9 protein-coding genes and 1 pseudogene are annotated in these 9,855 nt (G+C 61.3%); 2 read left to right on the top strand and 8 right to left on the bottom strand.

From position 1 onward, the window contains the following. Positions 1-74 precede the first annotated feature (74 nt). Positions 75-917, top strand: a complete 843-nt coding sequence (locus BLT60_RS23665; protein ID WP_139167954.1) for a tetratricopeptide repeat protein — start codon at positions 75-77, stop codon at positions 915-917. 200 nt (positions 918-1,117) lie between these two features. Here the strand turns inward: BLT60_RS23665 and BLT60_RS23670 are convergent, their stop codons facing one another. From BLT60_RS23670 to BLT60_RS23680, 3 genes are all read right to left on the bottom strand, one after another. After that, positions 1,118-1,957 carry a hypothetical protein gene (locus BLT60_RS23670; protein ID WP_090881337.1) on the bottom strand — a complete coding sequence of 280 codons (840 nt, stop codon included), beginning with the start codon at positions 1,955-1,957 and terminating at the stop codon, positions 1,118-1,120. 132 nt (positions 1,958-2,089) lie between these two features. Beyond that, positions 2,090-2,416, bottom strand: coding sequence for a hypothetical protein (locus BLT60_RS23675; protein ID WP_090881340.1), 327 nt, complete (start codon positions 2,414-2,416; stop codon positions 2,090-2,092). A gap of 49 nt (positions 2,417-2,465) precedes the next feature. Then, positions 2,466-3,278 (bottom strand): transglutaminase-like cysteine peptidase, encoded by an 813-nt coding sequence (locus BLT60_RS23680; protein ID WP_090881342.1) that lies wholly within the window; start codon positions 3,276-3,278, stop codon positions 2,466-2,468. Between the two features lie 177 nt (positions 3,279-3,455). Here BLT60_RS23680 and BLT60_RS23685 point away from each other — a divergent pair. Further along, positions 3,456-3,899, top strand: a pseudogene (locus tag BLT60_RS23685) (transposase); the annotation flags it as partial. A 125-nt stretch (positions 3,900-4,024) separates the two neighbouring features. On the opposite strand, the gene BLT60_RS23690 reads toward BLT60_RS23685, so the two are convergent. The 5 genes from BLT60_RS23690 to BLT60_RS23710 all read right to left on the bottom strand — a co-directional run bounded on the left by BLT60_RS23690 (position 4,025) and on the right by BLT60_RS23710 (position 9,333). After that, on the bottom strand, positions 4,025-4,732 hold the full coding sequence (locus BLT60_RS23690) for a recombinase family protein (RefSeq protein WP_244521424.1): 708 nt from the start codon (positions 4,730-4,732) through the stop codon (positions 4,025-4,027). 924 nt (positions 4,733-5,656) lie between these two features. Then, the gene (locus tag BLT60_RS23695) at positions 5,657-6,400 is read right to left on the bottom strand and encodes an ankyrin repeat domain-containing protein (protein WP_244521425.1); all 744 of its coding nucleotides are present in this window, start codon (positions 6,398-6,400) and stop codon (positions 5,657-5,659) included. Beyond that, positions 6,381-6,863: a GlcG/HbpS family heme-binding protein gene (locus tag BLT60_RS23700; protein WP_090881357.1), complete on the bottom strand. Its 483-nt coding sequence runs from the start codon at positions 6,861-6,863 to the stop codon at positions 6,381-6,383. Before BLT60_RS23700 ends, BLT60_RS23695 begins: the two co-directional genes overlap by 20 nt. Positions 6,864-6,949: 86 nt before the next feature. After that, a complete protein-coding gene (locus BLT60_RS23705) occupies positions 6,950-7,558 on the bottom strand; it encodes a response regulator transcription factor (protein WP_090881351.1) in 609 nt (202 codons plus the stop codon). Further along, a complete protein-coding gene (locus BLT60_RS23710; RefSeq protein WP_090881354.1) occupies positions 7,555-9,333 on the bottom strand; it encodes a sensor histidine kinase in 1,779 nt (592 codons plus the stop codon). The genes BLT60_RS23705 and BLT60_RS23710 overlap by 4 nt, the downstream gene beginning before the upstream one ends. Between the last annotated feature and the right edge of the window lie 522 nt (positions 9,334-9,855).

Genomic DNA, 9,855 nt, shown 5'->3' on the forward strand with positions numbered 1-9,855 from the left:
CGCAAATCCCGGATGGCAATGTCGCGGCGGCCGCCGGTGAACTCGGACGCTTCTATCTGGCCGGCGGCGGCGGGGTGGATGCCGATGCCGGGAAGGCGCGGGCCTATCTCGACCAGGCGATCGCGGCTGGCAACAGTTATTCGGGCATCGTGCTCGGTCAGGCGCTGCTGAGGGGCGAAGGGCTTCCGCAGGACGTTCCGGCGGGATCCGCGGTGCTCGAGGCTCAGATTCCGGATGGCAATGTCGCAGCGGTGGCCGGTGAACTCGGGCGCTTCTACGTGACCGGCGGCGGCGGGATCGCAGCCGATGCCGGAAAAGCGGTGGCCTATCTCGAGCAGGCGGTCGCTGCAGGAAACCGACAGGCGCGCATTTCCATCGCGCGAATTTATCTCGACGGTCTCGCCGGCGCCAATCCGGACGCTCAGAAAGGGTTAAAAGTTCTTCTCGACGGCGCCGAGACCGGCGATCCTGACTCAATGGTCGAACTCATCCGCATTTATCTTCGCGGAGGTGGGAACGGCATGGTCCAGCCGAGTGACCTCAAGGCCAACGAGATGCTCAAGCGTTACGCGGCCGTCGGCGATCCAAACGGCGTCCGTTTTCAGACGATGCTGGTCGAGGGTGCCCGGGGCCAGCCAGGGTTCCGCGCGATCGGCGAATTGTTCATCGACCTCAATCAGGGTGACCGGCCGCGAGCCATTCGGGAGGTCTTCTATACGAACAAGAATGCGGCGGTATATCTTGCCCAGCTGATGCTCAAGTCCGCGGGTTTCTACGACGGTGGGGCGAACGGGCTCTTGACGGCGCCGACCATCAAGGCCTTTCTTAGCGCCTGCCGCACCGGGAAGATCGGTAAATGCGCCGAGGTCCCCCTCCATGCCGACACCCTCAGCTTCATCGCGGAGAATTATTCTTGAGTTGACCGGCTGCGACCAGGGAGCCCAAGGTCGCCCGGCCTGTTCGGGGCTGCCGCGCAGTCAATGTTGTGGTCGCGATCGCGGTCTACCCGGTCGATCCGTCCTTTTCACCACCGGACATGCGCTCGTGGACGCCAGTTTCCTCTCGCGCGGCCACGCGCTGGACCCGTGTCGCGACCCGACTCTTGCCGGATTGCAGGCTACCGTCGATCACCGGTTAACGCGTCAGAGACCATTTCCGAGTAAGGCGTATCGTTGAAGTACCTCAGGAGTTCGCTTCCGTTGGCAATTACGTCCGGCAGGGACGGCAGGATTTTCCTGTACTGGATCTGGAGCGGCGCGACTGGCCCATCCCCGAAAACCGAGCCGAAAGTGTTCTTCACGACCGGTGTGAACTCACCGTTGGCGATAATGTCCTCATAGGCCAACTGCGCCATCGGATAGCCGGAAAACCAATCCTCGAACGTCCTAACCCGCCGCTCCATCTTGTCCATCAGGTTTGCGCAATCCTGCGGATTGATGGTCAGCGCGATCGGCGCGGGCAGTTCGTGGGATGCGTGCCAGACCCCGGTCTGCCTCGCCATCATGATGGAGCAATATTGGCTGAACAGGTTCCGTCTCGTGACGTGAACCACCGAAATGCGATGGTCCATCACGATCTTTGCTAGAAGGGGACAATCATCGGCATTGGCCCAATAGTCGTTCAGGTGGTGCCAGGAGTTGTATTTTACGTCGATCAGTATGTGGGCGCCGCCGGCAAGGGACCTCAGATGATCGAGGTACCGGGCGAAGATCTCTCTCTGGATCTCCGTCGAGGGAAAGGCGAAGCGAATGTCCCTGGCGATCAGCGATGCCCGGAAATTGAAAAAACTGCTCCGCTCAAAGAGGTTATCCATCTCCGCGTAGGGAGTGCCCGGGCGCCCGTAGAGTTCATGGAAAATCTCTTGCAGCCAGATAGCATTGAAACCGGAACCGACCCCGGCGCCTAGCAACTGGGTGCCGCTTCTCGGAGCGGCCAGCAGGATGCAGAATTCGCTCAACAGGAGTCCGCCCGGTCATCGTCCACGCCGCCGGCACAGGGATAGCTCGAGCGAACGACCGGCCATCGTTCGCTCGAGCTTCCGGCAAGGTGCCCACATGGTTTCTACTGTCACCGAACTGCCGTGACAAGCTCAGCTCTTGTAGCCGTTGCAACGCGCATATTCGTGGCGCATGGTCAGTCGCATCTGAGCCTGAGTCATGGGCTTGTGGGTGATCATGATCCAGCATTCCCCTCTGTGCACCACCGCGCATGCGACGACGCGCATGCCAGGACGGCGGGGGCAGACGCGGGATGTGTCGACGTTTCGAATGACCTTGACCGGGATCTTCGGAAAATGATCGAAACGCTTCGGAGGCGGCACATAGATGCTGTTGTTGGCCGCCGCTATGGTCGGCGAAAAGATGCTGAGCGCAGCGAGAATGGTGAGCGTCCGGGTCAATCCGAGCGTAAATTTCATGCGAACCTCCAATAGGTTTGGGGAGAAGCTTTCCAGCGATGTTGAGTGGTCAGCTTTGGAGTGGGCGAGGCATCGGCAACGGGACGGCGCCCGCCACGGTCGGGGTGGGCGACAGCCACCTCCGATTCGCATCGTCTGGGGCGCCGCGAAGCGCAGCGACGACCAGCAGGTCGGCCACGCCTGAGAAGGAGTTCAGGACGGAGCGCCAAGCCTCGGCGACCGCCGCGACCGAGCGGTCCTCCTCAGTGGCCAGATTGCCGGGAGCGAGGGCGACAGGAAGCGCCTCTGGACGGTCGCGTATGAACGCGACCCAGCGCTTCGGGTCCGACGCGGACTGGCGACTGAAGAAGCGGTAGCCGGTTGCCTCGGAGCGGACGATTTCAGATGTATCGTTGTCGAGGATGAAGTCGCCGTCTGACGTGACGACAGTGAGAACCGCGTGGCCAAGGCCCTCCCGATTGCGAACGACCGTCATCAGCAGGACGGACGAGGGCCAGCCCTTTGCGATTAGTTGATGGCGCTTCAGTAGGGCGAGATCCTCGCAATCCCCCGTCTTGTTCTTGGGGAGCGCCCAGATGTCTCCTATCCCGTAGATATCGAGATCAGTTCGCTGGAGCGTGTTGTCGTTGACCCGACGGTTCACCTCCCGCATGTCACGCTCGCGTTCAACGGTCAGCGTGATGGCGCGGGCGACGGGACCGTTCCGCTTGCACTCAATCGGGTTTTGCAAGCAGAAAGCGCCAAATGCAGGCGGCGTAAAACCAGCGGCCGCCGACAAGTCGGCAAGAAACGCTCCTCCGAAAGCTATCACTGTGCATAATAAAATTCTGCTACTTGTCTTTTCTTGATGTTGATAGTTCATTTGATCCAGCCCTCGCTGGATTACTACCTACATAACGCTCGTTATGATCGCGTTTGTAAGGGAGTATAATTTTTAATATTGCAAATAATCTCTGGTTAAGCATCGTCGCTGGGGTTGATCCACCCCCATTGAATTGGTCCACCCTGAAGTATGTCTTTTGGCAAACAGGAGGACCCGATGGCCAACAAGCGACACAAGCCGGAAGAGATCGTCACAAAGCTTCGGCAGGTTGAAGTCCTACGCGGACAGGGGATGGCGATGGCGGACGCGATTCGCCAGATCGGCGTTTCGGAACTGACCTATTATCGGTGGCGCAAGCAGTATGGCGGGATCAGCCGTGACCAGCTTCGTCAGTTGAAGGATCTCCAGAAGGAGAACGAACGCCTTCGCAAGGCGGTTGCCGATCTGACGCTGGACAAGCTGATTTTGAGGGAAGCGGCCTCGGGAAACTTCTGAGCCCTTCGCGCCGCCGCGCCTGCATCGATCATGTTCGCTCGGTTTCTTTCGTTCTCTGAACGGCGGGTGTGCCGCGTGCTCGGACAGCATCGTTCGACACAGCGGCGTGTACCCGACGGCCGAGACGATGAGGAGCAGCTGACCGAGGACATCGTCACGTTGGCCGCTGCGAGAGCCGCGGAGCGTCGATCGATGTTGGAGTGGTCATGATGTGCTCTCCTCCCCCGTCAGTACATGACCGAGGGCAGGTAGGCGTTTGTTCCCGCCTAGAAAAGGATGCCCGCTTCGCTTTATGGAAGTCGATCCACGAGATTTTTGACGTTCGACACGTGCCATCGGCCGCCGCGCGCGGTTCGGACGCCTCGATTGTTCAGCACCGCAGCGAGACCGCGCAGGTCCCGGACACCTGAGGCTTGGAGAGACTGGATGATCGGCAGGACGTTCGCGGCGAACGCGGCAGCCTCTTCCACTTGAACCCGCCGACCAGCCGCTGCCGCTTCGGCCACGTTGCTGCGGTTGCCCAGTCGAGCGCCCTGCGCCTTGCGCGCGGCCAAGGCCGCTTTGGTCCTCTCGGAGATCAACCGCCGCTCCTTCTCGGCAAGGGCTGCATAGAGGTGCAGCATGAACGGATCTGCATCCGCGCCAAGCTCTGCGACAATGAAGGGCACACGCTGCGCCATCAGACCGGCAATGAAGGCGACGTCACGGGAGAGACGATCAAGCCTCGCGACGATGACCGGACACCTGGCCGCTTTGCCCGCTGCGAGTGCGGCTGCCAGCTGTGGTCGCCGGTCCAGGGCGTCCGCCCCTTTGCCGGTCTCGACCTCGGTGAACTCGGCGACGAGGGTGTAGCCCTCTGCCTCGGCGAAGCGCGCAACGGCAGTCCGCTGCGCCTCGATCCCGAGACCTGAGCGACCCTGCCTGGCGGTGGATACGCGGTAGTAGGCGACGGCATGTTGCATAGCGGCAAACTCAAGTTGCTTCTGTACAAATCGCATACCACCGTTTGCCGTTTGTACGTAGCTAACACTATGACTTAGTTCAGCAATTTATCTCCGATTAGCGCACAGTCGGCTTGCGTCGAGTTTATCCAGCACCGGGAAGGACTTGTTCTGGCGCGCGCACGGTCCGGCGAAGAATGCACAGCTAGCGGCAGCGACGGGCGGGGCGCTGTCCGTGAAGCCATTCTGAGCGACGCTGGCCGTTCCTGTTGGAGGTCTGCTTGGCGGCGGGGACGCCCACCTACCTTCCCAGCCTCAGCCGCCAAAGGCCACCAAGGGTCCGGGCAATAGTCTCCGGCATTCGATGGGTCAGCGCCGTTCCTGGTGAATGCTGGGATGATGGAGACGTGATTAGCGGCGGCAGATGACGTCCAGCCGGGATGCTTCTGAAGACTTGGTGTCGCCGAGCGGAGAATTGGTCGTCCTTGCTCGAAACCGCACGCCTACACGAGCGATCGAGCAGGCGCACCGATCGGCGTGGGCTCTGGACCACCCAGCGTCGCGATCAGTGAAATCTCTCCTGTAGACGGCTGGTTCTCGGAAAGGATGCCGGCACCGCACCGATCCGTCGGAGTCCGCTTTGTGTTGATGAGCAGCCATATTTTGTTGGCGTTGGCATTTTTGCTATTCGCCAACTGCGGACGTAGGCGCGAGCTCAGCTCTCGGCCCAAGGTTGCCGTTGCTCATAGACGCAGCGAATGGCAGGTCCGAGCCCAGCCTACCAATTCGACGGGGCGCAGCGAATGGCCGGTTCCGCCAAACGTCAAAAACGAAACAAAATCAATTGTCGTTTTTTCAAAAGATTCCGCACGGGATTTTCTGTCGATTTCGGTCACCACCTATGCGCCGCCAAGAACGACCGTTTTTGATCACCTGCCCGGCTATCTCCCCGCCACCTCACGTGCGGTTCCTGACATTTTGCTACATTGCTCGAATTATAGCAGCGATCTCCGAATACCCGCGTGCCTCGGCGTGTTGGAGAGGCGTGACACCGTCCTTGTCGCCGATGAAGATATCAGCGCCCGCTTCGACGAGAGCGCGGACGGTTTCGATATGGTTTGGCCCGCCGTCGCCAAGCACAACCGCCTCGATCAGCGCGGTCCAGCCAAGGTTGTTGACGTGGTCGAGGGGCGCGCCTCCAGCGATCAGTCGGTGGACGACATCGACATGGCCGAGATGAGCGGCGGCGATCAGTGCGGTGCCGTCGTAAGGACTGGTGATGAGATCTGGCTGGTTGCCGAGTTCGAGCGCCAGCGAGACCATCTCCGGATCATCGGCAACGGCCGCAATGGTGAGTACGTCATATTCCCGATTCTCAAGCGCGTTCATGTCCGACCCGGCTGCGGCCAGCGCGCGCAGGCTATCGTCGTTAGAAGCGAAGGCCGCGATATGGGCCGGGGTACGGCCAGAGCCGTCGCGGCTGTCGGGATCGGCGCCAGCCGCGACCAGCGTCCGGATGGCGTCTACATCGCCCTCATGAGCCGCCTTGTGCAGGCCCTCATAGCTGGTGATCTGGTTGGATGACGGGGGCGTCTGGGCTTGAGCCGCGGCACCGGTCAAAAGCAACAGCGACAGAAAAAATGTGCGCATGGTCTTGTCTCTCCAACGGTGCGCGGCCCGCCGGTTGCCCGGCGGACCAATCGCGTCATTTGGCGCCGATGGCATCGAGTCCGGTACGGGCACAGGTCGCGTCGATATCGCCTGAGGGCGCGCCGCCCACACCGATCCCGCCGACGAGCGCATCGCCAATGCGGATTGGCAAGCCACCCGCCTGGATCACCAGACGCGCGTCCATATCGCGCAGCCCGTCATTCTGCGGGTTGCCACCGATGAATTCGGCCAGCCCAGCGGAGTCGCGGCCCATGCTGGCCGAGGTGAAGGCCTTACCGGTGCTGCTGCCCACGGTGTGCGGCCCTGCGTTGTCAGCGCGCAGTAGAACCGAAGTCACGCCGCTGCGCGCAACGATGGCCACAGCGACATTGTGCCCTTCGGCGGAGCAAGCGTCGAGCGCGGCGCGCGCGGCGGTTACCGCCATGTCGACCGGCAAATAGGCCGTGGTCGGCAGGTCCTGCGCGGCGGCGGAAAGCGGGGTGAGGACCGAAGCGGCCAATACGAGCTTGCGGATCATGTCATCCTCCATTGATCTGATGGATGACATCTAGTTGAGCCCGAACCACCGCGGTATCCGCAGACTTGCGCGGCGAGTCCGTAGATTTACGGAGAGTCCCCGACTTCAAGCCACAGCCGCGTCAATTCCGCCGCAGATGTTGTGCCGGTTTTCGCACCTATCGCCGCGCGGTGGCTTTCAACCGTTCGCGGGGAAACGCCGAGAGCGTCGGCGATCTGGCGCGCCGTCAGGCCCTTGGCAATCAACGAAAGCACCTCGGCCTCGCGCTCGGTCAGAAGCGCGACAAGCCTGCGTGACTCCGCCACCTCCGCCGCTGTCCGCTCCGCTTGATCAAGCTCCGCATGGCCTTTCTGAATGGCGTCGATCAGATCCTGCTCGTCCACCGGCTTGCTCAGGAAGTCTATCGCGCCGTTCTGGAATGCCCGGCGGCAGGCCTCGATGTCACCGTGCCCGCTGATGATGACGGTCGGCCATGTCACACCCGCATCTTTCAACCGCTCCTGAAGTTTCAGGCCAGATATCATCCGCATTCGGATATCGAGGATGAGGCAGCCGGGTGAAAGTGTCCCGACCTGCGCCAGAAACCTCTCGGGCGACGAGAACGCCCTGACCGTCATCCCCACGGTCTCGAGAAGCAGTGACAGCGCCTCGCGCACAGCTTCATCGTCGTCCACAAGATAGACCGGATAGGTCATCGTTTGCTCTCCGACGCCTGTCCTCCAGCAGGGAGCGTCACGCGAAACCGCGTTGTGCTCGGGTCTTCAACCAATTCGATCTCGCCTCCCATGCGTTCGACCAACCGCTGGCACAAGGCCAGCCCCAATCCCGTGCCCCCGGATTTATCGGTGACGAACGGTTCAAAAAGCCGGTTGCGCACATCCGCCGAGACGCCGGGCCCGGTATCCGAAACGGTCAGGACAATTGCGTCGCCCAGGTCGCGGGTCGTAACCGTGATCCGCCGCCTGTCCGCATTTCCGACGGCATCCATGGCGTTGCGGACCAAGTTGAATATGACCTGTTCAATCTCCACCCCATCGCCCAGCACCGGCGGCAGCGCGGGGGCAAGATCATGCTCCAGATCAATACCGGCCCGCGTGGCCTCGGCCCGAAGAATGACGTAGACGCTCATGACCGCGCTGTTCACGGATACCTCTTGGCGTGCAATGTCACCGGGTGTCGTCCACCGGCGCAGCCGGTCGAGAATGGCGGCAGCCCGTTTGGCCTGAGACTCGGAATCCCCAAAGATCTGGCTGAGCTTGTCAAACTCGCCCCGCGTCGACAGAAGCCTGCCCGCCTGGACTTGGCTCAAGATGGCTGTCAGTGGCTGTGTCAGCTCATGCGCCAGACCGCTCGCCATCTCGCCGAGGGCATTGACACGCGAAGCGTGGGCAAGTCTCGCATCCTGAGCATGGAGCCGCGCAGCCCGTTCAGCGGACCGTGCACGGGCGATCTGGCGCATGCCAACAAGGATGGCCGCGTAAAGCAGCGATACAACGACGACCAGCGAAACGACGTTTGTCACCGTCAGAAGATCGCCAACTCGAGGAGAAATTGCCGCCCGCAACACAAGCGGTTGCGATCCGCTGCCCAGCACCTTCTCGAACTGGACAGCCTGTCCTGACACAGCCCCCGATAACATGACGTCACCGAGCCACAGCGACCTTCTGACCGATGGCCGGCTCCAGAACGGACTTTCGGAGTCTATGAGCGCCCCGGCATCGACTTCCAGCGACAGACCGAAGCGAGCCGCATCTTTATTGGGGCTGCGCTTGACCAGAAGGTAATCTCCGGAGACCCCGGGTCCGGGTCGAAGCATCAGTTTGCCGGTTGAAGCCATCGCTGCCTCGCGGATGATGCGGTCGGTTTCCGGATCCCGTGCCGGCCGGGTCGTGGCTCCCGCACCACCCGAGATGGAAACCAAGTCGATCGCTCTGATCCGGGGGTAGAAGCGTTGGATCGAGGCCCCAACATCGAGAAACAGATCCTGCCTGCCCGGTCCGCCCGCGACGGCAATAGCCGAAAGCGCCGTCAGATGCGCATCATGCTGATCGGCGCGTTGCGACGCCTGCCGATGGAGAATTGCTGCTTCGTCCAGCAATTGCTCCTCCAACCTTTGCCTTTCCCAAAAGGCGTAGCCACCGAGGGCAATACCGACGAAAAGGATCCATCCAAACAGGACAGAGACAGAGGCCAAAGAGCTGGCATGGTTTTTAGTTGTGCGTCGCATGGAGCGATAATGCAGTAACGCAGATTGAATCCAAAGGCGCACCAAGCTCCACAACTTATGAACCACTGACCGAAACCCACGGTTTCTGACACCTGCTTCTTCTTGAAAGCGGACGTTGGTGCGCCTACAGCGAATGCTCACTTTGTCCCGCATTGCCGACGTTCGTTCACATTGCAGCGAACGACCGCTTCCCGCCCACTTCGGACCTTTGCTGTCCATCCGCAGGCGGCTGCTTCGGGTCATCAGGCGATTTCGTTCGCAACGGATGCGATGTCCGTATTGCGGCTGTTTGCCGACATTTGCCACCGACTGGGTGCAATGCTTAGGTTCGGCCGATGGGCAGGCTCTCCTTCATCGTCCTTGTCGCGTTCGGCTTTATGGTGGCGCCGACGGTCTGGGTCGTAACGGCTGTTCTTGCCGCAAAGGCGAGGCGGCCAGCTTTGTGGATGCTGCGCAAACTTGCTCCGCAGTTCGAAGCCCGCAGTGTTGCTGAATCGCGCCGCCCGTTCCCCGGGCACAGTGCGGCGCCATACCGATGTCTACCGCGTCCGCCGCGACGGCAGTCGACCCCACTTGAACCAGCTAATCCGGTTCCTACCGCCTGATCTCGCCGCGCGTCTAAGAAGGGGCACAGAGGCTGGGGACCGGAGACCTCTTGGGTCGGCGGAGCAACTAGCGACCAGGGCTAAACGAATCCTCGATCCTTTCCACGACCGGATCGAACAACCTTCGAGAGGTAATCGGGTAGTCCAGGGCAAACCCCTC

It is taken from the genome of Bauldia litoralis (assembly GCF_900104485.1).
GTDB classification, from domain to species: Bacteria; Pseudomonadota; Alphaproteobacteria; order Rhizobiales; family Kaistiaceae; genus Bauldia; species Bauldia litoralis.

Coding starts and splice junctions, on each gene's coding strand:
- BLT60_RS23680 (WP_090881342.1), bottom strand. CDS start 3,278: ATGAACTATCAACATCAAGAAAAGACAAGTAGCAGAATTTTATTATGC.
- BLT60_RS23705 (WP_090881351.1), bottom strand. CDS start 7,558: ATGACCTATCCGGTCTATCTTGTGGACGACGATGAAGCTGTGCGCGAG.
- BLT60_RS23690 (WP_244521424.1), bottom strand. CDS start 4,732: ATGCGATTTGTACAGAAGCAACTTGAGTTTGCCGCTATGCAACATGCC.
- BLT60_RS23710 (WP_090881354.1), bottom strand. CDS start 9,333: ATGACCCGAAGCAGCCGCCTGCGGATGGACAGCAAAGGTCCGAAGTGG.
- BLT60_RS23700 (WP_090881357.1), bottom strand. CDS start 6,863: ATGATCCGCAAGCTCGTATTGGCCGCTTCGGTCCTCACCCCGCTTTCC.
- BLT60_RS23675 (WP_090881340.1), bottom strand. CDS start 2,416: ATGAAATTTACGCTCGGATTGACCCGGACGCTCACCATTCTCGCTGCG.
- BLT60_RS23695 (WP_244521425.1), bottom strand. CDS start 6,400: ATGCCATCGGCGCCAAATGACGCGATTGGTCCGCCGGGCAACCGGCGG.